Annotated in this window: 25 protein-coding genes and 1 riboswitch; of the genes, 12 read left to right on the forward strand and 13 right to left on the reverse strand. The window is 69.9% G+C overall.

The features are described from left to right. The first annotated feature begins 72 nt into the window (after positions 1-72). The 5 genes from ACH34R_RS17685 (at position 73) to ACH34R_RS17705 (ending at position 5,643) form a co-directional block, all read left to right on the forward strand. On the forward strand, positions 73-771 hold the full coding sequence (locus ACH34R_RS17685; protein WP_397562523.1) for a class I SAM-dependent methyltransferase: 699 nt from the start codon (positions 73-75) through the stop codon (positions 769-771). An 81-nt stretch (positions 772-852) separates the two neighbouring features. Continuing rightward, complete coding sequence (gene radA, locus ACH34R_RS17690) at positions 853-2,256, forward strand: DNA repair protein RadA (RefSeq protein WP_397562524.1); 1,404 nt, start codon at positions 853-855, stop codon at positions 2,254-2,256. 110 nt (positions 2,257-2,366) lie between these two features. Continuing rightward, positions 2,367-3,449, forward strand: coding sequence for a DNA integrity scanning diadenylate cyclase DisA (disA, locus tag ACH34R_RS17695; protein WP_397562525.1), 1,083 nt, complete (start codon positions 2,367-2,369; stop codon positions 3,447-3,449). A 115-nt stretch (positions 3,450-3,564) separates the two neighbouring features. Then, positions 3,565-4,917, forward strand: a complete 1,353-nt coding sequence (locus ACH34R_RS17700) for a pentapeptide repeat-containing protein (RefSeq protein ID WP_397562526.1) — start codon at positions 3,565-3,567, stop codon at positions 4,915-4,917. 75 nt (positions 4,918-4,992) lie between these two features. After that, positions 4,993-5,643: a class I SAM-dependent methyltransferase gene (locus tag ACH34R_RS17705; RefSeq protein ID WP_397562527.1), complete on the forward strand. Its 651-nt coding sequence runs from the start codon at positions 4,993-4,995 to the stop codon at positions 5,641-5,643. Here the strand turns inward: ACH34R_RS17705 and ACH34R_RS17710 are convergent. Continuing rightward, on the reverse strand, positions 5,640-6,371 hold the full coding sequence (locus tag ACH34R_RS17710) for a hypothetical protein (RefSeq protein WP_397562528.1): 732 nt from the start codon (positions 6,369-6,371) through the stop codon (positions 5,640-5,642). The genes ACH34R_RS17705 and ACH34R_RS17710 overlap by 4 nt on opposite strands. 118 nt (positions 6,372-6,489) lie before the next feature. On the opposite strand from ACH34R_RS17710, the gene ACH34R_RS17715 reads away from it, so the two are divergent. Continuing rightward, on the forward strand, positions 6,490-7,377 hold the full coding sequence (locus ACH34R_RS17715; protein WP_397562529.1) for an A/G-specific adenine glycosylase: 888 nt from the start codon (positions 6,490-6,492) through the stop codon (positions 7,375-7,377). 11 nt (positions 7,378-7,388) lie between these two features. Here ACH34R_RS17715 and ACH34R_RS17720 read toward each other — a convergent pair whose 3' ends face one another. Beyond that, positions 7,389-8,003, reverse strand: coding sequence for a TetR/AcrR family transcriptional regulator (locus ACH34R_RS17720; protein WP_397562530.1), 615 nt, complete (start codon positions 8,001-8,003; stop codon positions 7,389-7,391). A 110-nt stretch (positions 8,004-8,113) separates the two neighbouring features. On the opposite strand from ACH34R_RS17720, the gene ACH34R_RS17725 reads away from it, so the two are divergent. Continuing rightward, entirely contained in the window at positions 8,114-9,094 is a 981-nt protein-coding gene (locus tag ACH34R_RS17725) for a hypothetical protein (protein WP_397562531.1), read from the forward strand. Here the strand turns inward: ACH34R_RS17725 and ACH34R_RS17730 are convergent. Continuing rightward, positions 9,091-9,240, reverse strand: a complete 150-nt coding sequence (locus ACH34R_RS17730) for a hypothetical protein (protein ID WP_397562532.1) — start codon at positions 9,238-9,240, stop codon at positions 9,091-9,093. The two genes, ACH34R_RS17725 and ACH34R_RS17730, sit on opposite strands and share 4 nt — an antisense overlap. Before the next feature lie 74 nt (positions 9,241-9,314). On the opposite strand from ACH34R_RS17730, the gene ACH34R_RS17735 reads away from it, so the two are divergent. Then, the gene (locus tag ACH34R_RS17735; RefSeq protein ID WP_397562533.1) at positions 9,315-9,722 is read left to right on the forward strand and encodes a RidA family protein; all 408 of its coding nucleotides are present in this window, start codon (positions 9,315-9,317) and stop codon (positions 9,720-9,722) included. On the opposite strand, the gene ACH34R_RS17740 is transcribed toward ACH34R_RS17735, so the two are convergent. Next, positions 9,715-10,008: an ArsR/SmtB family transcription factor gene (locus tag ACH34R_RS17740; RefSeq protein ID WP_397562534.1), complete on the reverse strand. Its 294-nt coding sequence runs from the start codon at positions 10,006-10,008 to the stop codon at positions 9,715-9,717. The genes ACH34R_RS17735 and ACH34R_RS17740 overlap by 8 nt on opposite strands. 116 nt (positions 10,009-10,124) lie before the next feature. Between ACH34R_RS17740 and ACH34R_RS17745 the strand changes: the two genes are divergently transcribed. After that, on the forward strand, positions 10,125-11,048 hold the full coding sequence (locus tag ACH34R_RS17745; protein WP_397562535.1) for an alpha/beta fold hydrolase: 924 nt from the start codon (positions 10,125-10,127) through the stop codon (positions 11,046-11,048). A 122-nt stretch (positions 11,049-11,170) separates the two neighbouring features. Continuing rightward, positions 11,171-11,479: a hypothetical protein gene (locus ACH34R_RS17750; RefSeq protein WP_397562536.1), complete on the forward strand. Its 309-nt coding sequence runs from the start codon at positions 11,171-11,173 to the stop codon at positions 11,477-11,479. A gap of 154 nt (positions 11,480-11,633) precedes the next feature. Here the strand turns inward: ACH34R_RS17750 and ACH34R_RS17755 are convergent, their stop codons facing one another. From ACH34R_RS17755 to ACH34R_RS17785, 7 genes are all read right to left on the reverse strand, one after another. Continuing rightward, on the reverse strand, positions 11,634-12,584 hold the full coding sequence (locus tag ACH34R_RS17755; RefSeq protein WP_397562537.1) for a TIM barrel protein: 951 nt from the start codon (positions 12,582-12,584) through the stop codon (positions 11,634-11,636). A gap of 364 nt (positions 12,585-12,948) precedes the next feature. Then, on the reverse strand, positions 12,949-15,456 hold the full coding sequence (locus tag ACH34R_RS17760; RefSeq protein WP_397562538.1) for an ATP-dependent Clp protease ATP-binding subunit: 2,508 nt from the start codon (positions 15,454-15,456) through the stop codon (positions 12,949-12,951). 357 nt (positions 15,457-15,813) lie between these two features. Then, positions 15,814-16,149 carry an Lsr2 family protein gene (locus ACH34R_RS17765; RefSeq protein WP_111165000.1) on the reverse strand — a complete coding sequence of 112 codons (336 nt, stop codon included), beginning with the start codon at positions 16,147-16,149 and terminating at the stop codon, positions 15,814-15,816. A gap of 116 nt (positions 16,150-16,265) precedes the next feature. After that, positions 16,266-16,403 carry a hypothetical protein gene (locus ACH34R_RS17770; protein ID WP_158557795.1) on the reverse strand — a complete coding sequence of 46 codons (138 nt, stop codon included), beginning with the start codon at positions 16,401-16,403 and terminating at the stop codon, positions 16,266-16,268. 288 nt (positions 16,404-16,691) lie between these two features. Then, positions 16,692-17,255, reverse strand: coding sequence for an RDD family protein (locus ACH34R_RS17775; protein WP_397562539.1), 564 nt, complete (start codon positions 17,253-17,255; stop codon positions 16,692-16,694). 298 nt (positions 17,256-17,553) lie between these two features. Beyond that, positions 17,554-18,726, reverse strand: a complete 1,173-nt coding sequence (locus ACH34R_RS17780; protein ID WP_397562540.1) for an RDD family protein — start codon at positions 18,724-18,726, stop codon at positions 17,554-17,556. A 104-nt stretch (positions 18,727-18,830) separates the two neighbouring features. Next, a complete protein-coding gene (locus ACH34R_RS17785; protein ID WP_397562918.1) occupies positions 18,831-19,340 on the reverse strand; it encodes an amino-acid N-acetyltransferase in 510 nt (169 codons plus the stop codon). Between the two features lie 391 nt (positions 19,341-19,731). Continuing rightward, a riboswitch (cyclic di-AMP (ydaO/yuaA leader) is annotated at positions 19,732-19,875 on the forward strand. Positions 19,876-19,880: 5 nt separating this feature from the next. On the opposite strand from ACH34R_RS17785, the gene ACH34R_RS17790 reads away from it, so the two are divergent. Then, positions 19,881-20,999 carry an NlpC/P60 family protein gene (locus ACH34R_RS17790; protein WP_397562541.1) on the forward strand — a complete coding sequence of 373 codons (1,119 nt, stop codon included), beginning with the start codon at positions 19,881-19,883 and terminating at the stop codon, positions 20,997-20,999. 206 nt (positions 21,000-21,205) lie between these two features. Here ACH34R_RS17790 and ACH34R_RS17795 read toward each other — a convergent pair whose 3' ends face one another. Further along, the gene (locus ACH34R_RS17795) at positions 21,206-21,406 is read right to left on the reverse strand and encodes a LuxR C-terminal-related transcriptional regulator (RefSeq protein WP_158557798.1); all 201 of its coding nucleotides are present in this window, start codon (positions 21,404-21,406) and stop codon (positions 21,206-21,208) included. A 220-nt stretch (positions 21,407-21,626) separates the two neighbouring features. Between ACH34R_RS17795 and ACH34R_RS17800 the strand changes: the two genes are divergently transcribed. Next, positions 21,627-22,241 (forward strand): TetR/AcrR family transcriptional regulator, encoded by a 615-nt coding sequence (locus tag ACH34R_RS17800; RefSeq protein WP_397562919.1) that lies wholly within the window; start codon positions 21,627-21,629, stop codon positions 22,239-22,241. Positions 22,242-22,247: 6 nt separating this feature from the next. On the opposite strand, the gene lysX is transcribed toward ACH34R_RS17800, so the two are convergent. Beyond that, positions 22,248-23,747, reverse strand: coding sequence for a bifunctional lysylphosphatidylglycerol synthetase/lysine--tRNA ligase LysX (lysX, locus tag ACH34R_RS17805; RefSeq protein ID WP_397562542.1), 1,500 nt, complete (start codon positions 23,745-23,747; stop codon positions 22,248-22,250). Positions 23,748-23,782 lie beyond the last annotated feature (35 nt).

The raw sequence follows: 23,782 nt of genomic DNA on the forward strand, positions 1-23,782 counted from the left end.
TGCGCCGAACAGTGGCGTCATAGTGTCCGTGGGGCACGTCACTCGGCCGGGAAGCGCGTAAGGTTCGACACCATGGGTCGGATCGCCAAAGGGGCCATTCCCAGCCCTAACATCTGGAACAACCCCCGGACCTACGAGCTGGAGAACCGCGCGGTCGATCCGGAACGCCGGGCCGACGCCGCGTTGGCCGAGATCAGGCCGCTGACCGGCGCGGTCGTGCTCGACATCGGCTGCGGCACCGGGTTTCACCTGCCGTCGTTCGCCGACGTGGCACGCGAGGTGGTGGGGGTCGAGCCGCACGGCGACCTCGCGGCGCTCGCCGTACGGCGCTGCGCGTCGCTGCCCAACGTCAGCGTCCGCGCCGGATCGGCTCAGGCGCTGCCGCTGCCCGACGCGTCGGTGGACGTGGCCGTGGCCCGCTGGGCCTACTTCTTCGGCCCCGGCTGCGAGCCCGGCCTGATCGAGCTGTCCCGCGTCGTACGGCGGGGCGGGGCGGCCTTCGTGATCGACCTGGACGCCACGCGCGGCGCCTTCGGCCGGTGGTTCAGCCGTACCGTGCCGACCTACTCCACCCGCGCCGTGGAGGACTTCTGGACCCGCCAGGGCTGGCAGCGCCGCCCCCTCGACCTGCGGATGGTCTTCGACCGCCGGGCCGACCTGGAGGCGGTGCTGCGGATCGAGTTCACGCCGGAGGTCGCCGACCAGGCCATCGCCGAGACCCCCGGCCTGGAGATCGCCTACCCCAACGTGCTGCGCTGGAAGTGCTACTGAAGTTCGTCGGCCGGTTCGTCGGCCGGTTCGTCGGCCTGTTTGTGGGCCGGATTGTCGGCGCGGCCCGCTAGCCTGCGGTGCATGGCCAAGACTGCGCAAAAGCCCGGCTACCGCTGCGCGGAGTGCGGGTGGCGTGCCACCAAGTGGGTCGGGCGCTGCGGGGAGTGCCAGGCGTGGGGCACCGTCGAGGAGGAGGGCGCCAAGGGCGGGGTCCATGTGGCGACCGCCGGGGCGGTAACCGCGCCCGCCGTGCCGATCGGGCAGGTCAGGGCCGAGATCGCGGCGGCCCGCACCACCGGGGTCGGCGAGCTGGACCGGGTGCTCGGCGGCGGCCTGGTGCCCGGCGCGGTGGTGCTGCTGGCCGGCGAGCCGGGCATCGGCAAGTCCACACTGCTGCTTGAGGCGGCGGCGCGGATCGCCCGCGCCGAGACCGTCCTGTACGTCACCGGCGAGGAGTCCGCGGCCCAGGTCCGGGTGCGCGCCGACCGCATCGGCGCGCTGCAGGACCGCCTCTACCTGGCCGCCGAGACCGACCTGTCGGCGCTGGTCACCCACGTCGAGCAGGTCCGCCCCGACGTGCTGATCGTCGACTCGGTGCAGACCATCGGCTCGGCGCAGTCCACCGGCGTGCCCGGCGGGGTCACCCAGGTGCGCGAGGTGGCGGGCAACCTCGTGCGGCTGGCCAAGGAGCGCGGCATGTCCACCGTGCTCGTCGGCCATGTCACCAAGGACGGCTCCATCGCCGGTCCGCGCGTCCTTGAGCACCTGGTCGACGTGGTGCTGCACTTCGAGGGCGACCGTCACTCCCGGCTCCGGCTGGTCCGCGCGATCAAGAATCGGTTCGGCCCGGTCGATGAGGTCGGCTGCTTCGACCTGCACGAGCGCGGCATCGACGGGCTGACCGACCCGACCGGGCTGTTCGTCTCGCGGCGCGGCGAGCCGGTGCCGGGCACATGTGTCACCGTCACGGTGGAGGGCACCCGCCCGCTGCCCGCCGAGGTCCAGGCGCTGGTGGCGCGTACCGAGGCGCAGCAGCCCAGGCGCACCTCCTCGGGGCTCGACCCGTTCCGGGTCACTATGGTGCTCGCCGTCCTGGAGCGCCGGCTCAACGCCCGGCTGAGCGGCTGCGACGTCTTCACCGCCACGGTCGGCGGCATCCGGCTGGGCGACCCGGCGGTCGATCTGGCGGTGCTGCTCGCGGTCGCCAGCGCGGCCGGTGACAAGCCGCTGCCGGCCGGCATGGTGGTGCTCGGCGAGGTCGGGCTGGCGGGCGAGCTGCGCCCGGTCCGCGACGTGCGCAGGAGGCTGTCGGAGGCGGCCCGGCTGGGATTCTCCCGGGCGCTGGTGCCCGCCGGATCGCTCGACGTCCAGGAGGGCGGCCCGGCGTCGCTGGTGCCGGTGGGCGACCGTACGGCGAGCCTGGCGTCCGGTTTCGACGTCACGGAGGCGGAGCACGTGTGGGACGCGCTCCGGCATGTCACCTGACGTTCCACCGGCCGTGCCACGAGACACGACCGATCTCCTGGCGCGCCGGTAAGCTGGAGTGTGGTAGAGCGCGGCGGGGGTCATGCGTAGGCGGGACCAGCGGGGGTCATGTGGCAACGAACGACAAGGGGATCGACGAGCGGCGAAGAGCCACCCTTGCCGAGGTCGCACCCGGCACCGCGCTGCGCGACGGCCTTGAGCGGGTCCTGCGCGGGCACACCGGGGGCCTGGTGGTGCTCGGCTACGACAGCACGGTCGAGCAGTTGTGCAGCGGCGGCTTCGAGCTGGACATCGACTTCTCCGCCACCCGGCTGCGCGAGCTGGCCAAGATGGACGGCGCGATCGTGCTGCGCGACGACTACAAGATCGTGCGCGCCGCGGTGCACCTGGTGCCCGACCCGTCGATCCCGACCGACGAGGCCGGCACCCGGCACCGCACCGCGCAGCGGGTGGCCAAGCAGACCGGCCGCCCGGTCATCTCGATCAGCAAGTCCATGCGGATCATCGCCCTGTACCTCGACGGCATCCGTTACGTGCTGGAGGAGTCGGCGGTCATCCTGTCCAAGGCCAACCAGGCCCTGGCCACCCTTGAGCGCTACAAGCTCCGGCTCGACGAGGTGTCCGGCACGCTGTCCGCGCTGGAGATCGAGGACCTGGTGACGGTCCGCGACGTCGCGGTGGTCGCGCAGCGGCTGGAGATGGTCCGCAGGATCGCCCGCGAGATCGAGGATTACGTGGTGGAGCTGGGCACCGACGGGCGGCTGCTCACGCTCCAGCTCGACGAGCTGGTGGCCGGGGTCGAGCCCGACCGCGACCTCATCGTCCGCGACTACCTCCCGGCCGGCGGGCGGCGCGTGCGCAAGGTCGCCGACGCGCTGCACGACCTCGACCAGCTCTCCCAGAGCGACCTGCTCGACCTGTCCAAGGTCGCCCAGGTGCTCGGCCACACCGGCGCGGAGGCGCTGGACACCCCGGTCAGCCCGCGCGGCTTCCGGCTGCTGGCCAAGGTGCCGAGGCTGCCGGGCACGGTCGTCGATCGGCTGGTCAACCACTTCGGCGGGCTGCAGAAGCTGCTCGCGGCCAGCATCGACGACCTCCAGTCGGTCGGCGGCGTCGGCGAGGCCAGGGCGCGCAACGTCCGCGAAGGGCTGTCCCGGCTGGCCGAGTCCTCCATTCTGGAACGTTACGTCTGACCTCCGCGTCGATAACCTGCGGTGCGCCGGGTGCCCCGATGGTGAATTGCCGCCATGATCGGCAAATCCATCACCCGGGCCGCCGGTCCTCGGGCACCGTGAGCCTGTGCGACTCATGCGTGATCCCGCGAAACCGGTCCTCACCGCGGCCGGGCTCGTGTTCCTCACCGGGCTGGTGTGGGTGCTCGGGCCCGGCGCGCTGTGGGTGCTGGAGCACATCGACGGCGTCGGAGGGCTGGCCGGCAAGGAACTGGCGGCGGCCATCGACGCCACGCGCGGCCGGGCGCTGACCATGGCCACCGGTACGGCGGCGCTGGTCGCCGTCTACTACACCGCCCGCAACGCCGACACCGCCCGCCGTACGTTCCAGCTCGGCGAGCGCGGCCACGACACCGATCGGTACGGCAAGGCGGCCGAGCAGCTCGGCCACTCCCAGGCCCCGGTGCGGCTGGCCGGCCTGTACGCGCTGGAACGGCTGGCGCAGAACAACCCCGCCCTGCGGCAGACGATCGCGGACGTGATCTGCGCCTACCTCCGGATGCCCTACCACCCGCCCCGGGAGAACGAACGGCTTCGCAGGATCCGCGCCGCGCAGCGCGCCTACCACGCCCGTCTGGCCCGCCGCCCGGCCCCCGCGCAGGGCCGCGACCCGCACGAGGAGCGACAGGTCCGGCTCACCGCCCAGCGCATCCTCGCCGACCACCTGCGCCGTTGCGCATCGCCGCCGCAAGGCCGCCGGGCCCGCGCGGCCACGCCGGCCGACCGCTTCTGGCCCGGCATCCGCCTCGATCTGACCGGGGCCACTCTCATCGACTTCGACTTCCAGGACTGCCGCGCGGCGTCCGCCAGGTTCAGTGACGCGTTGTTCTGGGGCGACGCGGTGTTCCGCGCGGCCCGGTTCGAGCGGGAGGCGGAGTTCGGCGCGGCGGAGTTCACGGGCCGGGCGAGGTTCGGCGGGGCGGAGTTCGGCGGCCGGGCCGGGTTCGGCGACGTGGTGTTCCACGACGACGCGGAGTTCGGCGGGGCCGAGTTCTTGGACAACGCCTGGTTCGGCAAGGCGCGGTTCGGCGGCGACGCGGGGTTCGGCGGGGCCGAGTTCGCCGGGGGCGCGGGGTTCGCCGACGCGGAGTTCGGCGGCCGGGCCGCGTTCGGCGAGGCGAAGTTCGCGGGCCGGGCGGACTTCCAGGACGCGGTGTTCTCGGGGTCGGCCCGGTTCGGCAAGGCCGGGTTCGCGCAGCGCGCGGAGTTCCGCGGGGCGGCGTTCACCGGCCGCACCGACTTCGAGGAGGCGGAGTTCGTGCGCGCGGCGGGGTTCGGGGCGGCGACGTTGCTGAGCGACGCGCGGTTCCAGGTACGGCGGGGCGCGGACCAGGCGGCCACGGACGGCGCGGCGATGACGTACGTCGCCGCGCCCCCGGCGCGGCGCTCGCCGGAGTCCCTGCCGGAGGAGGAGGCCGACCGGGTGTGATTAACCAGGTGGCCAGGTGAGCCGGGAGGGGCAGAATTGATAGTCCGACCTGATTCGCCTGAGGGGAGAGATGGGATGGCATTGGGCAAACCTCTGCATGATCACCATGAGCACGCCGACCACGGCGGGACGATCGACCGTCCGCGCGCCTACGAGATCGTGTCCCGGGCCGGTTTTCTCGGGCGGCGGCGCGAGCTGTTCACCCGGCTGGCGTCCCTGGCCGGGGTCCGTCCCGGGCATCGGGTCCTCGACGTCGGCTGCGGCACCGGCTACCTGAGCCGGATCATCTCGCCGGTCGCCGGGGCCGATGGGCACGTGACCGGCATCGACCCGTCCGTCGCGATGATCGACCACGCCCGCGACCGGGCCCCCGCCAACTGCTCCTACCAGGTGGGCGAGGGCCAGGCGCTCGGCTTCCCGGACGCCTCCTTCGACGTGGTGGTCTCCAGCCTGGCCGTCCACCACATCCCGGCGGACGCCCGCGCCGCCGCCGCGCGGGAGATGTTCCGGGTGCTGCGGCCCGGCGGGCGGGTGCTGATCGCCGAGTCCAGGCCGCCGGCCAATCCGCTGCTGGCCCGGGTCGCCGGGGCGCTGTTCGGCCCGGCCATGCGGCACGACCCGCGCGACCTGCTGGCCGGGCTGCTGCCCGGCGCGGGCTTCACCGTCGAGGACGAAGGCGAGCTGCCGATCATGCTCTACTACGTGCGGGGCGTCCGCCCGGCCTAGCGGAGGTGGAACACCGCCTTGGGCGGGCTTTGCAGGTCATCGGCGTAGACGGCGGCCACGTAGGTGCCGGGGCGCGCCCCCGGTCGGGCCGTACCACAACGGCCGCCCGAGCGGTGCCGGTCCCATTCGACCGGGCGCACGTAGGGGATGCCGCGCTCCAGGCGCTTGATCTCGACGCCGTCGCCGCTGATGCAGTCGGACGTCGACCAGATCCGGTCGGCGCCCGAGGTGATCCTGACCTCCAGGGCGCGCGGCCCGACGTCGGTCTTGCACATGACGTCGCCGGTGTTGACCAGGGTCACCACGAACTTCGGCCGCGTGCCGCCCGGGTATATCTGCTGCTCGCCCTGGAGGTTCAGCACCAGGTCGCTCTTGGCGCACGGGTCGCCGGGGCGGGTGGCGGGGGTGGTCACGGTGTTCGGTGACGGCGTGGGAGCGGGGGTCGGGGAGGTCCGCGGCGTGGGGTCCTTGCGTGCGCCCGGGGTCGCGTACGGCCCCGGGCGCGGGCTGGCCTGGAGCGCCGCCAGCGGGTCCGGGCCGGTGGGCGTGGCCCGCGCGGCCGGCGCGGCCGGCGCGACCGGCGGCCGGTGCGCGTCGGATGTCCTGGAACAGGCCCAGGCCACCACGGCGACGATGATGAGCATGGCGACGAGCAGCGCCATCCTGCGGCGCCAGTAAATCTCGGGATCCACCCCACGGAGATCGTCGCGGAACGCGTCCGGATCCATACACACAGTATGCGGAATCCTTGCCGGTCGGCGACAACCTGGGCGTTGAGCAGGCGTTTCAACGGCAATCCCGCACAACCCGGGCTTCTGGTCCAGGGGGCTGCGCTAGGTTCGACTGGTGGCCGAGTCCAATCCCCTGCGTGAGCCGTTGCTGGACTGGTACGGCACGCACGCCCGCGACCTGCCCTGGCGGCGTGCGGACGCGACCCCCTGGGGCGTCCTGGTCAGCGAGATCATGCTCCAGCAGACGCCGGTGGCCCGCGTGCTGCCGGTCTGGGCGCAGTGGCTGGCCCGCTGGCCCGCCCCGCGCGACCTGGCCGCCGAGCCGCCCGGCGAGGCGGTACGCGCCTGGGGCCGGCTCGGCTACCCGCGCCGCGCCCTCAACCTGCACGCCTGCGCCCGCGCCATCACCGCCGACCACGGCGGCGAGGTGCCCGCCGGCCACGACACGCTGCGCGCGCTGCCCGGCATCGGCGAGTACACCGCCGCCGCCGTGGCCAGCTTCGCCTTCGGCGGCCGGCACCCCGTACTGGACACCAACGTGCGGCGCGTCCTCGCCCGCGCGGTGCGCGGCGAGGAGTACCCGCCGAAGGCCACCACCGCCGCCGAACGCGCCCTCGCCACCCGCCTGCTTCCCACGGTGGACGCCCCCACCTGGGGCGTCGCCGTCATGGAACTGGGCGCGCTGGTCTGCACCGCCCGCGCGCCGCGCTGCGCGGACTGCCCGATCGCCGCGCTGTGCCGGTGGCGGCTCGCCGGCCGCCCGCCGCACGACGGCCCGGCGCGCAAGGGCCAGACCTACGCGGGCACCGACCGCCAGTGCCGGGGCCGGCTGCTCGCCGTACTGCGCGGTTCGCACGACCCGGTGCCCAAGGCCGCCCTGGACGCCGTGTGGTCCGACCCCGTCCAGCGCGAACGCGCCCTCGACGGCCTGGTCCACGACGGCCTGGCCGAGGCCCTCACCGATGGCACCTACCGCCTGCCGCTGGCCGTCATCCCCCAGTGACGAGCGAGCGCTCAGTCCGGCGTGGCGCGGGTGCTCAGGTCGAAGAGCGTCAGCAGTTCGCGGGTGTAGTGGGCGAGGTCGAGGTCCGGCCTGGTCTGGAGCAGGTACGGCAGGCCGTCCAGGCTGCGCTGGATCGTCGCCGCCATGATGAACGGGTCGAAGTCCCGGAACTCGCCGTCGGCCTGCCCCTGGCGGAGAATGCTCTCGACCCGCCCGATCACGACGCGGTCGTCGCCCGGTTCGTAGGAACGCCCGCCGCCCTCCGGCTCGCGGTGGTTCATGAAGATCGTCATCAGCGCCGCCATCTGCGGCCGGTGCTCCGCGACGAACTCGACCACCGCCGCGATGTACGCCCGCAGCCGCGCCCGTGAGTCCGGCAGGCCGGTCATCCGCTCGGCCATGAACCGATCCATCGTGCCGTAGACCTCGGCCACCACGGCGCCCATCAGCTCGGCCTTGCCGGCGAAGTGGTAGGAGATCAGCCGGGTGCTGCTCAGGCCGGCGCGTTCGGCGATGCGCTTGAAGGTGGTCTGGCCGTAGCCCAGCTCGGCGAGCGCGCCGATGGTCGCGGCGACGATCTGCGTCCGCCGTGCCGCCGCGGTGAAGGTGTGCTCGGCCGATGTCATCGCCAGAACGCTAACGGCGGGGCCCTGACCAGCGCAATCCGGGGTCCGCTTGCTTCCAGTTACTCAGCTTAGGTAACTTTTACTCGACTGAGTAACACGGAGGACCTGCCATGCGAGGAGCCCGGCGCGCGGCGCTGACCCTGGTCGTGCTGGCGCCGGTGTGCGCGGAGCTGACCGGCGGCGCGGTGTCGCTGGAGGCGCTGTGGCTGTTGCCGCTGCTGGTGCCGATGTACGGCGCGGGCGTGCTGCTGATCAGGGAGGCGGTCCGCCGCGTCGGCGGCGGCCTGCCGAGCCTGATCCTGCTGGGCCTGGTCTACGAGCTGGCCGAGGACGGCATCGGCCTCCAGGCGCTGTCCAGCCCGAACCTGTACCAGGCGGCCGAGTGGGGGCCACGCGTACTCGGCCTCAACACCGCCTACTGGGAGGCGCAGGCGGGGTACCACGTCGTCTTCAGCGTGCTGATCCCGATCGCCCTGACCGACCTGATCCATCCCGCCAACCGCCACCGCCCCTACCTGCGCCGGGGCGGCCTGATCGGGACGGCGGTCGTCGCCGTGCTCGGCGTGGCGATGGTCCGGGTGCTCATCCCGCCGTACATGGACCCGGGGTACCAGGCCCCGGCGGCGGTCCTGGTCGGGGTCACCGCGCTGGGGTGCGTGCTCGCCGTACTGGCCCTCAAGGTGCTTCCCGGCCGCACGGTCCGCGCCTCGGGGCCGCGGGCGCCACGGCCGTACGTCGCGGGGCTGCTCGCCGCGCTCGCCACCGGAGGGTTCCTGGCCCTGCTGATCCCGTCGGGCACGCCGCCCGCCGTCGGAGAGGGTCTGTGGGTGCTCGTGCCCATGGCGCTGGCCGCCGCGCTGGCCGGTACGGCGGGCGGGCTCGCCGTACGCTGGTCCGCCGCCCGGGACTGGACCGCGACGCACACCATCTGGCTGGCGGGCGGCGCACTGGTGAGTCACACCCTGTTCGGCAGCGTGGTCTTCGCCAGGACCACCCTGGACACTGCGGCCCAGATCGTCTTGGCCGCCGTCACCGTGCTCCTGCTCGGCCTGCTGGCCCGCCGTACGCCCACCCTGCGGCTGGTGCGTTAACCCGCGAGGGAGCCGATGTGCCGGGCGAGGACCCGCCGGGCCCAGGAGGGGTCGGCGGCGTCCCCCTCGTAGATCAGGTGGGCGGCCGGGCCGTCGATGAGCGCGTGCAGGTGGCGCAGCTCCAACTCCGGGCGAGACGGATCCATATCGCCAGAGATATCAGTGCTGTCAACTCTTCATCTTGGACATATCGCCGGTCGTGCTGTGAGGATGCGGTGCCATGACGACAGCACGCTCATTGATCAGCAGTGGCTCGGAGTTCGAGGAGCGGATCGGCTACTCGCGGGCGGTCGTGGTCGATGGATGGGTCCATGTGTCCGGTACGACGGGCTTCGACTACCGCTCGATGACGATCTCCGAGGACGTGGTGGAACAGACGCGGCAGTGCCTGCGCAACATCGAGGAGGCTTTGCGCGAGGCGGGCGGCACGCTCGCCGACACGGTCCGGGTGACGTACATGCTGCCCGAACCCGCCGACTTCGAGCAGTGCTGGCCGACCCTGCGCCGGCACTTCGGCGACATCCGCCCGGCCGCCACCATGATCTCCTGCCGCCTGGCCGACCCCCGGATGCGCATCGAGATCGAGGTCACCGCCCGGCTGGGCAGCGGCGGCGGCCAGCCTACCTGAGGACGATGTCGAGCAGGCCGGGGAAGCGGGCCTCCAGGTCGGCGCGGCGGAGGGTGAGGTAGAGCTTGCGGCCGGCCCGGCGCTGGTGGATCACTCCGCTCTCGCGCAGGGTCCGCCAGTGGTGGGTCATGCTCGACTTGGGCACGTCGGGCCGGATCTCGCCACAGAACCGCTCCTCGCCGGAGGCCAGCGCGCGGGCGACCTCCAGGCGCACCGGGTGCCCCAGGGCGGCGAGCACATCGACCAGTTCGATCTCTTCGGCGGCGGGATGGTGCAGTACGGCCACGGGACAACTGTACGTGATTCTCGTACGACCGGCTTCACGCCTCTTGTCCAACTGTACGAACATCTCGTACTGTCATTCATACGAGATTTCCGTACAGTCGAACGATAGGGGACGCCATGTCCGCGAACGACACCCTCGGCGACGCCGCCCTCGCGCGCTCGCTGCCGGGCACGTTCACCAGCCGGCACGCCGAGGTGAACGGCGTGCGGCTGCACTACGTCGAGGGCGGCGGCGGTGAACCGCTGCTCCTGCTCGGCGGCTGGCCGCAGACGTGGTGGCAGTGGAACAAGGTCATGCCCGCCCTGGCCCGCCGCTACCGGGTGATCGCCGTGGACCTGCGCGGCATGGGCGGCTCCGGCAAGCCCGCCGGCGGCTACGACAAGAAGACGATGGCGGCCGACATCCACGCGCTCGTCCGCCACCTGGGCCTGACGACCGTCAGCATCGCGGGCCACGACATCGGGGCCATGGTCGCCTACGCCTACGCGGCCAACCACCCCGAGGCCACCACCAAGATCGCACTCCTGGACGTCGCCCACCCCGACGAGTCATGGTCCGCCCTGCGCCTGCTCCCCGGGCCCGGCCAGCACGTCGATTCGGTCATCGAGGAGGGCGCGCGTTCCTTCCTGTGGTGGTTCGCCTTCAACCAGGTCCGTGGCCTGCCGGAGAAGCTCCTTGAGGGCCGGCACCGCCTGCTGGGCGACTGGCTGTTCGACCGCCAGGCCGACGACGCGGGCTTCATCGACGAGCGGTCCCGCCAGGTCTACGCGCTCGCGTACTCCACCGCCGACGCCATCCGCGCGGGCAACGGGTGGTACCAGACCTTCAACCGCGACATCGAGGACGAACGGACCTACGGGCGCGTCACCGCCCCGATGCTCGTCCTCGGCGGCGACCGCAGCAACTACGCCAACCTGCGCGACACGATGCCCGCCAAGGGCACCGACGTCCAGGTCATCGAGGTGGCCGACTGCGGCCACTACATCCCCGAGGAACGGCCCCAGGCGGTCATCGACGCCCTGACCGGCTTCCTCGGCTGAACCCAGCGTCTCACAGAGAACAGGAGGCTCGGTAACAACACCCTCCCGTCACGGTAAGTAGTGATGCAATCACACAACGTGCATGATCGGACAGGCAGGTTCCCCCCTACCAAGGAGCGATCATGTACAGAACCATCGTGCGCCGCCTGGCCGTCGGGTTCGTCACCGGCGCCGCGGCCCTGAGCGCGTTCGCGCTGCCCGCCGTCGCCTCGGCGGACCCGTGGGACGAGGGCCCCAGCAGCGACCAGATCGAGCAGGAGGCCCGCACCCGCGGCGAGGGCTGCGTGGACGGCAGTGGCGCCAAGCAGCCCATCGGCGCCACGCGTACCTCGACGCTGAGCCAGGGCTGGCTGGTGAACCAGCGCTGCGGGGCGGGTCTGCTCGGCGGTATCGACTGGATCGACGACCCGTCGAGCGTCCGCCCGGCCTGACCCCCGGGCTGTCCCGTAACGGGCCCTGACCGGCAAGGATCGGGGCCGTAGGCGGGCCAGGAACACTCAAGGGCGGCCGACCGTGGGGGCCGCCCTTGAGTCCTTGGGTCTCGCTCCTGGGTCTCGCTTTTGGGTCTCGCGCCGGGTGGGCGGGTCAGGCGGCGAGCTGGAGGCCCAGCGAGGTGAGGTTGCGGCGGGCCCAGTCGAGCTCCTCGGCGAGGGCGGAAACGAGCGCGCCCGGCCCCTTGGCCCGGACCGGCAGCGTGAGGTCGTGGGTCTCGACCTCGACGTGCGCGGTCCCCGCCACGGTGCCCGACAGCATCGCCCTCAGTGTGTCCTCAAGCACCGAACGGGTGGTCGGCAGCTCGCCCCGCGCCTGCCCAGCGTGGTCGTGGACGTGGTTGAGCTTCACCACCGGGGCTCCCGCCCGGGCCAGCTCGCGCAGCGCCGTACCGGGCTCCTCCGGGCCGCCGGCGAGGTGGCAGGCGTCCAGGCAGACGCCGAGGTGCTTGGAGTCGATGCCGCCGACGCGTTCGAGGGCCTGCTCGGTGGTCTCCAGCACACAGCCCGGCCACGGCTCGAAGCCGACGCGGATGGTCTTGCCGGTCACGCTGTACAGGCCGCGCAGTTCGCGGGAGAGGCGTTCGAGCCGCTGGGAGGCGATGGCGTGCAGGTCGGCCGGCCAGTCACGGCGCCAGCCGATCGGGATGGTGGAGATGCTGCCGAATTCCACGTCGTCCGGCAGCAGGAAGGCGAGGATCTTGGCGAGGGCCATGGTGTAGCGGTAGCGCTCGGGCTTGGCCCAGTCGGGACCGGGCGACTCCTGGTTACGGCCGCCCGTGCCGTTGAGGCTGACGACCTCCAGGCCGCGCTCCTCCAGCGAGCGACGCAGCCGGACCAGCTCGATGCGGTCGGCGATCAGATGGTCGGCCACGCTGGGGGCGAGCCACAGGCCGACGCCCATCCGCTCGACTCCGAGCCGCTTGCGCACGGGCATCGCGTAGCGGGTGAGGTGCGCGATCAGGTTTTCCAGGTCTTCGGCGGGGTGAACACCGGCGTTGTAAGCCAGGTGAACGAGCGTGCCGTCGTCGTGGCGCATGCGCATCCGGTGCCTCCAGCGTGCTACGTGTGTGAAGCGCTTCCCGCCGCCCGTTGTGGGGCCGGGCGGGAATCCCCTCCCTGCCGAATTCGGCTGGTCTGCCCGAGCATGCCCCCCGGAAAGCGGGTTTCGCGTCACCCCTGGAGCCCATTGCGGACTACGCCGCACGGGTGACCCCCGGGGGCCGACGCCACACTATGGGTGGCCACTTGTGAGCCACTGGGAGCAGACTTGGCCGTATTCGCTCTACGCAGTGTAGTACTACATCTGGTGGCGAGATACCGGGGGCCCGGCAAAAGATGCCCCGCAAATGCGAGACCCCGCGTGGCGGATGCCACGCGGGGTCTCGATCGGTCGATCTACCGGCAGCTCAGCGCTGTCCGGCCTCGACGATCGACGCAGCCGAGTCGGGAACCAGCGACGCCGGCGCCTGCTCACCGATGAAGGTGAACTTGGCGTTCTCGCCCTCGCCCTCGATGGCGATCTTGACGATCTGGCCGGGGCGCAGCTCGCCGTACAGGATCTTCTCCGACAGGGTGTCCTCCAGCTCGCGCTGGATGGTCCGCCGCAGCGGCCGGGCGCCCATCACCGGGTCGTAGCCCCGGTCGGCCAGCAACTGCTTGGCCTCCTGGGTCAGCTCCAGACCCATGTCGCGGTCCTTCAGGCGATCGGCGACCTGGTTGAGCATCAGGTCGACGATCTGGATGATCTCCTTCGGGGTGAGCTGGTGGAACACCACCGTGTCATCGACCCGGTTCAGGAACTCCGGCCGGAAGTGCTGCTTCAGCTCCTCCTGCACCTTCGACTTCATCCGGTCGTAGTTGCTCTCCGCGTCGTTGTTACGCGCGAACCCGACCCCGATGCCCTTGGAGATGTCCCGCGTGCCCAGGTTGGTGGTCATGATGATCACCGTGTTCTTGAAGTCGACCACCCGGCCCTGAGCGTCGGTCAGCCGGCCGTCCTCCAGAATCTGCAACAGCGAGTTGAAGATGTCCGGATGCGCCTTCTCGATCTCATCGAACAACACCACCGAGAACGGCTTGCGCCGCACCTTCTCGGTGAGCTGGCCACCCTCCTCATACCCGACATAGCCGGGAGGAGAGCCGAACAGCCGCGAGACCGTGTGCTTCTCCATGAACTCCGACATGTCCAGCATGATCAGCGCGTCCTCATCGCCGAACAGGAACTCCGCCAGCGCCTTGGACAACTCGGTCTTCCCCACACCGGACGGACCGGCGAAGATGAACGACCCACCCGGACGCCGCGGGTCCTTCAACCCGGCGCGCGTCCGCCGGATCGACCGCGACAGGCCCTTGATCGCATCGTCCTGCCCGATGATCCGCTTGTGCAGCTCATCTTCCATCCGCAGCAGCCGCTGGGACTCCTCCTCGGTGAGCTTGAACACCGGGATGCCGGTGGCCGTCGCCAGAACCTCGGCGATCAGCTCCTCGGTGACCTCGGCCACGACGTCCATGTCGCCGGCCTTCCACTCCTTCTCCCGGCGCTCACGCTTGAGCTGGAGCTGCTTTTCCTGGTCGCGCAGCGCGGCGGCCTTCTCGAAGTCCTGCGCGTCGATCGCGGACTCCTTGTCGCGCCGCACATTGGCGATCTTCTCGTCGTACTCCCGCAGGTCGGGCGGCGCGGTCATCCGCCGGATGCGCATCCGCGAACCCGCCTCGTCGATCAGGTCGATCGCCTTGTCCGGCAGGAACCGGTCGCTGATATAGCGGTCGGCGAGCTGGGCGGCGGCCACGAGCGCGCTGTCGGTGATCGACACGCGGTGGTGCGCCTCGTAACGGTCGCGCAGGCCCTTCAGGATCTCGATCGTGTGGCTGAGGCTGGGCTCGGCCACCTGGATCGGCTGGAACCGGCGCTCCAGCGCCGCGTCCTTCTCCAGGTGCTTGCGGTATTCGTCGAGCGTGGTGGCACCGATGGTCTGGAGCTCGCCGCGGGCCAGCATCGGCTTGAGGATGCTGGCGGCGTCGATCGCGCCCTCCGCGGCGCCCGCGCCGACCAGGGTGTGCAGCTCGTCGATGAACAGGATGATGTCACCGCGGGTGCGGATCTCCTTGAGCACCTTCTTCAGGCGCTCCTCGAAGTCACCGCGGTAACGTGACCCGGCCACCAGGGCGCCCAGGTCGAGGGTGTAGAGCTGCTTGTCCTTCAGCGTCTCGGGCACCTCGCCCTTGACGATCTTCTGGGACAGCCCCTCGACCACGGCGGTCTTGCCCACGCCGGGCTCGCCCACCAGGACCGGGTTGTTCTTGGTACGGCGGGACAGCACCTGCATGACCCGCTCGATCTCCTTCTCGCGCCCGATGACCGGGTCGAGCTTGCCCTCGCGGGCGGCCTGGGTCAGGTTGCGGCCGAACTGGTCGAGCACCAACGAGGTCGAGGGCGCGGCCTCCTGCGGGCCGCCGGCCGCGGCCGGCTCCTTGCCCTGGTAGCCGTGCAGCAACTGGATCACCTGCTGGCGCACCCTGTTGAGGTCTGCGCCCAGCTTGACCAGCACCTGCGCGGCGACACCCTCGCCCTCGCGGATCAGCCCGAGCAGGATGTGCTCGGTGCCGATGTAGTTGTGGCCCAGTTGCAAAGCCTCACGGAGCGACAGCTCAAGGACCTTCTTGGCGCGCGGGGTGAACGGAATGTGCCCCGACGGCGCCGACTGGCCCTGGCCGATGATCTCCTCGACCTGCTGGCGCACGCCCTCAAGGCTGATGCCCAGGCTCTCCAGAGCCTTGGCCGCGACGCCCTCACCCTCGTGGATCAGGCCAAGAAGGATGTGCTCAGTGCCGATGTAGTTATGGTTGAGCATCCTGGCCTCTTCTTGGGCCAGCACGACAACCCGCCTCGCGCGGTCGGTGAACCTCTCGAACATCTCGTCGCTCCTCACAGAGCGGTCAGGCGTGCCCGGGAGATCCGGGCTCGTCATCCCGCATGGTAGCCCTGGCTCGGCGAACCTCGCCCTGTTGCCGAAAGAGGTGCCCCAGGGAAGACGTTCCCCAAGAGCAGGGCGTTCACCCTCTATGAAACTACTGACCGGGGGTGAGGTGTTCCCGATACGCCCCAAGCGAACGACTGTTTCGGGCGACTCCGATGATCATGCGCTTATGGCGGTCGCCGGGGTCCTTAGGCGACCGTCATAAGCGCACGCTCCGACAGAGATCCGGCGCGTCCGCGCACGGCGACGCACGTCGCCGTGGCATGCCGTCTCTACTGCAGCTCCGCACCGCCTCTAGTGGGCGGCTTCGTACTGCTCCACCACCGAAGAGGCGATCCGCCCGCGCTCGCTGACCGGAAGACCATGGGCCTTGGCCCAGGCCCGGATCTCCGAGCTCTTCTCACGCGTCATCGCGCGCTGGCTGCCCCGGCCTCCGCGGCGGCGGCCGGTCACCGCAGCCGCCCTGCGCGCACTCTGCACGAAAGGCGACAGCGCGTCCCTCAGCTTCTTGGCGTTCAGGTCGCTGAGGTCAATCTCATACGACGTGCCGTCAATCGCGAAGGCGACCGTCTCATTGGCCTCCCCCCCGTCGAGGTCGTCGATGAGAATCTCCTGGATCTGCTTGGCCATCTAGGGCTTTCCTTTCGCTGGGCATTGTTTCATTCGATGCCAAACATATACCCGTCCGATCGCGGACACAATTCGACTCGGTAAGAGGTTTGCGACCGAGGCCGGGCGTGAGAGGATCAGTTAGGCTCGCGGGCCTCATCGTGCTGGTTTGCACGCCTTGCTGCCGCTTCGGAACGCACGAGCTTCACGATGCCGTAGATGAACGCCGCGCCCACGACGACCGGCGGTAACAAGGCGGACAATACATCCATCATTCGTCCTCACGTCGGGGTCCTGGTCAGATTGGGTACGCCCGCTTTTCTCCCAGGCGTGCCGGTCTGCCACGCTACCGGCCGGACCGGGCCTCCAAGGGGGCTCCTGGGCACGACCTTAGCGCGGCCGTCCGCCGGTGTAGGCCACAGGGGCGACTACCTCCGGCCCTCCTCCCTACCACAGCTTAATGGCTGTCTCTCCAGCCCGCTTACCGGATGGAGTCTGTAAAACGTCTGTGAAAAATCAGGCGGCATGCGCAGATGATCACTATGATCGGCCGCAAACCCCGGTCAGCGCGGCCTTCTGACCACCATCGTGCCCGCGACCTTGTCGTGCAGCCCCTGCTGGGAGGGCTTGTCCACCAGGATGAACAGCCCGACGACGAACAGGAAGACCCCGGCCAGGAGATTGAGCACGGCAATGTCCATCGCCGCCATCGGGCCGGGGAGCATGGCCGCGCGTTTCGCCAGCGCGGCCGTTGTCAGAACACCGCCGCCCGCCGGGATCAGCCTGATCCGCAACACGTGCTTGCCGAGAGTCCGGCCGTACCGGGAATGCAGCACAACGTCATAGACCGCAAAGGCGGCTCCGGAGATCAACCAGGCGATCAGACGGGGAAGCGAGGTATGCGCCCGGGCCCCATCCACGGCCGCCGCGGCGATGACGTCCGCCGGGCCGAAGAGGGCCGAGAACACCGCGAAGAGAATGTAATAGAGCACCACGAACGGGACGGCGTCGATGATGCGCGCGGCCATCCGCTCCCACCATTCGGCGGGAACCGCCGATGGATCATGCGGATCATGCGCGACAGAAGCACTACGGGTGGAGCCGTCCTCTGACGGCATGGCCGTCATGTCCGTCCCGTTGTCCGCTCTTCTGTCCCCGCTCACTTGTGCGATCCTCTGCCGGCACGCATATGGTCACCTGTCCGCGGTCCCAATCCGGGATCGCTTGTTCGCGACGGCGGCACGCGCGGGCACGCCCGCGCCGATGATGGCCTGTCCCGTTTCTGCCCCAATTTTGCGGGTCAAGTCCGTCTTCATCTGGACACTTCACTGAACACGAAATAGGGCCGGTGGGGATCCACCGGCCCTATGGGCGGCCCGGCCGGCCACTGACCGGCCCGGACACCGAACTTCTCGCTCTTGACGCCTACCTGGCCTTGACGACCATGGTCATGGCGAACTTGTCGCTGAGGGTCTGCTGCAGCGGCTTGTCCCAGAACTGCCACAGGACGTTCACCAGGACGCCCAGGCCCAGCAGGTAGCCCAGGAAGGGGACGCCGTAGAGAACGTACGGCCCCCACAGGGAGCCGGCCCGCTTGAGGGCGGTCGTCGAGTCCAGGCCGCCGGAGCCGGTGGCGCCGGACACGGGGACCACACGGATGCCCATGGCCATCTTGCCGACCGTCTGACCGCGCATGCGGGTCATGACGACCTCGTAGACGACGTAGAGCAGTCCCCCGATGACCGAGGTCATGATGCCCGCCAGCAGGAAGCCGCCGCCGAACTCTCCCGTCGTCGGGTTGTAGGAGGTGATCAGGAGGCTGCTCAGGATCAAGCTGAGGATGAAGTTCACGACGCCGAAGATCGCGCCGTCGATCAGCCTCGCCACGAGCCGCTGCCACCACTCGGCCAGCGGGGCCGTCGGCGCCCCGTAGCCGGGCGCGCCCCACGGCTGCTGGCCGTAGGCCTGCTGCTGCGGGTAGCCCTGCTGCTGAGCGTACTGCTGCTGCTCGTAGCCCTGCTGGCCGTACTGCTGGGCGTGACCCTGGTCGTAACCGGACTGCGGGTAACCCTGTTGCTGCCCGTACTGAGCCTGCTGTCCGTAACCCTGTTGCTGCGGGTAGCCCTGCTGCTGGCCGTACTGCTGCTGCTCGTACCCCTGCTGCCCGTACTGCTGCTGGCCGTAACCCTCCTGCTGCCGGCCATAGCCCTGTTGCTGGCCGTAGTCCGGCTGCTGCTGGGCGTACTGCTGCTGCTCGTACTGCTGCTGCCCGCCGTAGCCCTGCTGCTGCTGCGGGTAGCCCTGTTGCTGGCCGTACTGCTGTTGTTCGTAGCCCTGCTGGCCGTACTGCTGCTGCTGCCCGTATCCGGGCTGCTGGCCGTACTGCTGGCCATAGTCCTGGCCGTACTGCTGGCCGTACTGGGGCTGCTGCGGGTTGGATCCGGGGTCGGCCCGGTAGCCGCTCACCATGGTCGCGTCAGGATCGGAAGGCCCGCCCTGACCCTGCTGGTAGTGGCCGTAATCAGGGTTCCCCGACGATCGCGCCGCGTGGTTGCGCTCGGGGTCGTCCTGCGGATACGGCGGTTGTCCCGTGCTCACCGCGTCACCTCGCTTCGACTGCGCATGCGGCGTCGTCAGGCGCACATGCATTGGCTGCTGCACAACGTATCGATATAGGGATCAACAGTCACCTTTCCCCACGGTCAGCCCCTGGGGTCCGCCTCAAGGTGCAGGAGCATTCGCGTGTTGCCCAGTGTGTTGGGCTTGACATGTTCAAGATCGAGAAACTCCGCCACACCCTCGTCGTACGAGTCCAGCAGCTCCGCGTAGACCTCGGGGGCCACCGGTGTGCCGTTGATGGGGCGGAATCCGTGTTCCGCGAAGAAGTTCACTTCAAAGGTCAGACAGAAGACGCGTTCAAGGCCGAGGTCGCGGGCCGTGGCGATGAGCGCGGACACCAGGCGATGGCCGATGCCGTACCCCTTGAACGCGGGATCGACCGCCACCGTGCGGATCTCCGCCAGGTCTTCCCAGAGCACGTGCAGGGCCCCGCACCCCACCACTCTGCCGTTCAGTTCGGCCACCCAGAACTCCTGTACGTCTTCGTACAGGGTCACCGTGGCCTTCTTCAGCAGCCGCAGCCCCGCACCCGAGTAGATGTCGACCAGCCGGCGAATCGCGCGCACGTCAGCGGTTCTCGCCCGCCGGACGATGACCTCACCGCGTGCCCTCTCGTGCCCCTCGCCACGCGTGACAGGCCCGCCGGGCCCCTCCGTGACCTGCTCCATGGAGGTCCAGCGTACGTGCTTCCCCCTTCCCTTTACGGCTCCCCCGTAACTCAGTCCCCGATCGTAACGAGACACGATGAGCGACATGCCGGTCACGGTGAGATTCGTGATGCTTCGACATGTTCCGCCGTACGGCCCGGCCGCCCGACACAAGCCGCGGACCTGCCTAAACACCCACAGACCCAGACAAATCAGCAAATATGATCATCAGAAGTCGTGATCTCGTCGTGATACTTCGGTTGTGAAAGCTCTACAGACTTCGTGGTTCTGGTTGAGCGCGAACCACATGTGCACTAATGTCCAGGCCGATGTCAGCCATCGCTGACCGCCGAATCCCCTGCGGGGAACCGGGGACCCACCACGCCCCTGGGGTGAATCCGAGCCGGCCGTACGGCGGCCCGGTAGGGCTCCTCCGGCCCGAACCCGTCAGCTAACCCGGTAGGCGTCGATGAGAGGAGCTGGTCGGTGACGCGCACGCGCAGCCGTGGCGGAAAGCACGCGGGTGGCAGTGTTCGTTCCGGTTCGGGCGGCGGCGGGCCGCGGCGCAGGGGGCCCCGAGAAAGCGCGGAAACGGCTTCTGAGGGCACGGGGAGCACGGGCAGGCGTACCGGCCTGGCCCGCCTCGCGGTCGTCACGGCCGCGTTCCTGGCGCTGAGCATCGGCACGCCGCTGATGGCGGCGACCGCCGATCCCAAACCCTCGCTGAAGGAGCTGTCGGCTCAGGTCGAGAAGCTGCACGAGGAGATCGGCACGCTGACCGAGCGGTACAACGGCGAGCGGGTCAAGCTGGCGCAGGCCAAGCGGGCCGCGGACCTCGCCAAGAAGACGCTGGCGACCAGTGAGTCCGACCTCGCGGGCAAGCGCCAGAAGGCCCAGCTCCTGGCCCAGAACGCGTACATGAGCGGCGGCCTGGGCCCCGCCATGGCCCTGGGCGCGACCGGCGACGCCGACGCCTTCCTCGACCGCGCCGCCACCACCTACGCGCTCGAACAGCAGCAGGGCGAGCAGGTCGCCCAGGTCACCAAGGCCATGGAGACCGCCGAGCGGGCCCGGGAGAGCGCCAAGGCCCGGACGGCCGAGGTCACCGAGCTGGTCGATGAGATCGAGGGCAAGCGCGACAAGATCAGCAAGCTGGTCGAGCAGGCCGAGAGCGACCTGTTCAAGGAGGCCATGCGGCGCTCCGGCAGTTCGGCGGGCAGCCGGGTCAAGGTCGAGGTGCCCATCCCCGGCGACGGCAAGGCGGCGCAGGCCGCACGGTACGCGCTCACCCAGCAGCTCAAGCCGTACGTCTGGGGCGCCGAGGGCCCCAACGGCTTCGACTGCTCCGGCCTGGTTATGTGGGCATACCAGAAGGTCGGGATCAGCCTGCCGCACTACACCGGCGACCAGTGGACGGCCGGCGCCCATATTCCCCGGGAGGAGCTACGCCCGGGCGACCTCGTGTTCTTCTACAGCGACCTGCATCACGTGGGCATCTACATCGGTGGCGGGATGATGGTGCACGCCCCCCAGACGGGTGACGTCATCCACATCGCCCCCATCGGCAACCGGCCGTATGCCGGGGCCGTGCGGATCGCCGACTGACGCGCTCCTCCGCGGGTCTTACTGGGCGGCCCGAGTGCCGTGTCGTGCGGAGGCGCGGGTGAGGGTCTGCGCCGGGTCTGACGTCGGATACGGGCCCGGTCGGCCGTTTTCGGCCGTGTGCGGTGTTTCCGGCCGACTGTGCGGAGTCCGGCCGGGAAGAGCAGGCGGTGACGTCCGGTCAGTGCGGGACCGGCGGCGCCGCCAGATCAGATGAGTTGACGACGTGCCGCCCAGGCGACCGCCTCGATGGCGGTGGCCACGCCGATGCGGTCGCAGATGCCGCGCAGGCGGCGCCGCACCGTGCGGCCGCTCACATCGAGCCGGCGGCCCACGCGGTCAACCGTGACCCCTTTCGCCAGCTCGGCGAGCAGGAGCAGGTCGTCGTCGCTGAGTCCGATCCCATGCACCTCCGTAGTGTCATCGTCGTGAAGGAAATCCACTCTTGGATAAGCCATCGGAGCCCCCTTCAGCCAACCACGGAACTCGACGATGCCCGGCGTGAGTGTGGTCTGTCTCTCGTCGTCGTCGTGAACGGTAAACGGGATTGAGAAAGGTCGTCAAGCGGCGACGGTCATATGAGTAGCCCACGCTATTGACATAGCGCTCGCTATGTGGAGTACTCACGATATGGGACCGCCTTTACGGTTGACCCGGGCGGCGGCCAAGGCCCGCACTCGTGAGCTGCTACTGGCCGCAGCCGCCCAGGTCTTCGCAGAGCACGGGTACGCCGGGGCCTCGGTGGACGAGATCGCCGCCCAGGCCGGTTACACGATCGGTGCGCTCTACTCGCATTTTTCCGGAAAGGATGAACTTTTCCTCACGTTGTTCGACCTTCATGCCGCAGGTCATCTTCGCGACATCGAGGAAATCATCCGGCAATGTACCGACGATCCAGACTTCGCCGCATTGGGTGACTATCTGGCCACGCTCGCGGACAACGACTCGTGCCGCTGGGCCCTGGAATCGGAGTTTCGCCGTCACGCAATGACACGACCCGAACTCATGGCGCGTCTGGCCGAACGCCGGGCCGCCGGTCAGACGGCGATAGCCGGGCTCATGCCCGGCCGGCGGCCGGGCACGGCCCAGTGCGCCGAGGACGACGCGGCGCTGGTGATCACCCAGTTGGAGGGGCTGATCCTGCAACGCAGGCTGAACCCGGCGTCGGTGCCGCCGGGTCTGTTCGCCGAGGCGCTGCGGCGGTTCTTCCCGCCTCCCACGTGGGCGGGCGCCGCAGCCCTCTGAAGCGCCTTACGAGGTGGGCTTGACCAGCGGGAAGAGGATCGTCTCGCGGATGTTGCGACCGGTGAACGCCATGATCATCCGGTCGATCCCGACGCCCACGCCACCGGTCGGCGGCATTGCATATTCCAGTGAGGTCAGGAAGTCTTCGTCAAGCTGCATGGCCTCCGGGTCACCGCCGGCCGCGAGCAGCGACTGCTCGACGAGCCTGCGCCGCTGCTCCACCGGGTCGATCAGCTCGGAGTAGGCGGTGCCCAGCTCGGTGCCGAAGCCGATGAGGTCCCACTTCTCGGTGAGCAGCGGGTTTTCACGGTGCTGGCGGGTGAGCGGCGAGGTCTCCACCGGGTAGTCCATGACGAAGGTCGGCTGCACGAGCGTGTGCTCGACCAGCGCCTCGAAGATCTCCTGGACCAGCTTGCCCTGGCCCCACTTCGGGTCCCAGTGGATCTCCCGCCGGTCGGCGAGCTTGCGTACCTGCTCCAGCGGCGTCTCCGGGACGACCTCCTCGCCCAGCGCCTCGCTCACCGCGCCGTAGAGGGTGACCCGCGGCCAGCGCTCGCCGCCCAGGTCGATCTCCGCGTCGTCGCGCCGGACCACGGTCGTGCCCAGCGCGGCCACCACCGCCCGCTGGTACATCCGCTGGGTGAGGTCGGCCATGTCGTTGTAGTCAAGGTAGGTGCCGTACGCCTCCAGCATGCTGAACTCGGGGTTGTGCGTGGAGTCGGCGCCCTCGTTGCGGAAGTTGCGGTTGATCTCGAAGACCTTCTCGATGCCGCCGACGACCAGCCGCTTGAGGTACAGCTCGATCGCGATGCGCAGGTAGAGGTCCATGCCGTAGGCGTTGATGTGCGTCTTGAACGGCCGGGCCGTCGCGCCGCCGTGGATCGGCTGGAGCATCGGCGTCTCGACTTCGAGATAGCCCTCGTCGTGCCAGAAGTCGCGTACCGCGCGCACGGTGTCGCTGCGCAGCCGCGCCATCCGGCGGGCGTCGTCGTTGACGATCAGGTCGACGTAGCGCTGACGGACCCGCGCCTCGGGGTCGGTGAGCCCGACGTGCTTCTCCGGCAGCGGGCGCAGGCACTTGGAGGTGATCTGCCAGCGGTCGGCCAGCACGGAAAGCTCGCCGCGCCGCGAGGTGATCACCTCGCCCTCCACGCCCACATGGTCGCCGAGGTCGACGTCGCGCTTCCACGCCGCCAGGGACTCCTCGCCGACCTTGTCCAGCGAGATCATCACCTGGAGGTCGCCGCTGCCGTCGCGCAGCGTGGCGAAGCACAGCTTGCCGCCGACGCGGCTGAGCATGACCCTGCCCGCGACGGCCACCCGCTCGCCGGTCGCGACGTCGGCCCCCAGCCCCTCGTGTTTGGCCTTGAGCTCGGCGTTGGTCGCGGTGCGCGGGAAGCTGACCGGGTAGGGCTCGACGCCTTCGGCACGCAGGCGGTCGAGCTTCTCCCGGCGGACGCGCATCTGCTCGGGCAGGTCCGGGGTCGGGGTAACGTCATCGGTCACAGTCAAAGGTTACCGAGACCCGCGACGCGGTTTCG

Origin of the sequence: Spongiactinospora sp. 9N601, from assembly GCF_044326295.1 — a bacterium.
Lineage (GTDB): Bacteria > Actinomycetota > Actinomycetes > Streptosporangiales > Streptosporangiaceae > Spongiactinospora > Spongiactinospora gelatinilytica.

Bases quoted from the DNA above. Each gene is read 5' to 3' on its own strand.
- ACH34R_RS17710 (WP_397562528.1), bottom strand. From the start codon at position 6,371: ATGGATCCGGACGCGTTCCGCGACGATCTCCGTGGGGTGGATCCCGAG.
- ACH34R_RS17755 (WP_397562537.1), bottom strand. From the start codon at position 12,584: ATGCGCATGCGCCACGACGACGGCACGCTCGTTCACCTGGCTTACAAC.
- ACH34R_RS17730 (WP_397562532.1), bottom strand. From the start codon at position 9,240: ATGGATCCGTCTCGCCCGGAGTTGGAGCTGCGCCACCTGCACGCGCTC.
- ACH34R_RS17685 (WP_397562523.1), top strand. From the start codon at position 73: ATGGGTCGGATCGCCAAAGGGGCCATTCCCAGCCCTAACATCTGGAAC.
- ACH34R_RS17745 (WP_397562535.1), top strand. From the start codon at position 10,125: ATGTCCGCGAACGACACCCTCGGCGACGCCGCCCTCGCGCGCTCGCTG.
- ACH34R_RS17735 (WP_397562533.1), top strand. From the start codon at position 9,315: ATGACGACAGCACGCTCATTGATCAGCAGTGGCTCGGAGTTCGAGGAG.
- ACH34R_RS17705 (WP_397562527.1), top strand. From the start codon at position 4,993: ATGGCATTGGGCAAACCTCTGCATGATCACCATGAGCACGCCGACCAC.
- ACH34R_RS17770 (WP_158557795.1), bottom strand. From the start codon at position 16,403: ATGATGGATGTATTGTCCGCCTTGTTACCGCCGGTCGTCGTGGGCGCG.
- ACH34R_RS17765 (WP_111165000.1), bottom strand. From the start codon at position 16,149: ATGGCCAAGCAGATCCAGGAGATTCTCATCGACGACCTCGACGGGGGG.
- ACH34R_RS17725 (WP_397562531.1), top strand. From the start codon at position 8,114: ATGCGAGGAGCCCGGCGCGCGGCGCTGACCCTGGTCGTGCTGGCGCCG.
- ACH34R_RS17800 (WP_397562919.1), top strand. From the start codon at position 21,627: ATGGGACCGCCTTTACGGTTGACCCGGGCGGCGGCCAAGGCCCGCACT.
- ACH34R_RS17760 (WP_397562538.1), bottom strand. From the start codon at position 15,456: ATGTTCGAGAGGTTCACCGACCGCGCGAGGCGGGTTGTCGTGCTGGCC.
- ACH34R_RS17700 (WP_397562526.1), top strand. From the start codon at position 3,565: ATGCGTGATCCCGCGAAACCGGTCCTCACCGCGGCCGGGCTCGTGTTC.
- radA (WP_397562524.1), top strand. From the start codon at position 853: ATGGCCAAGACTGCGCAAAAGCCCGGCTACCGCTGCGCGGAGTGCGGG.
- ACH34R_RS17775 (WP_397562539.1), bottom strand. From the start codon at position 17,255: ATGACGGCCATGCCGTCAGAGGACGGCTCCACCCGTAGTGCTTCTGTC.
- ACH34R_RS17720 (WP_397562530.1), bottom strand. From the start codon at position 8,003: ATGACATCGGCCGAGCACACCTTCACCGCGGCGGCACGGCGGACGCAG.
- ACH34R_RS17750 (WP_397562536.1), top strand. From the start codon at position 11,171: ATGTACAGAACCATCGTGCGCCGCCTGGCCGTCGGGTTCGTCACCGGC.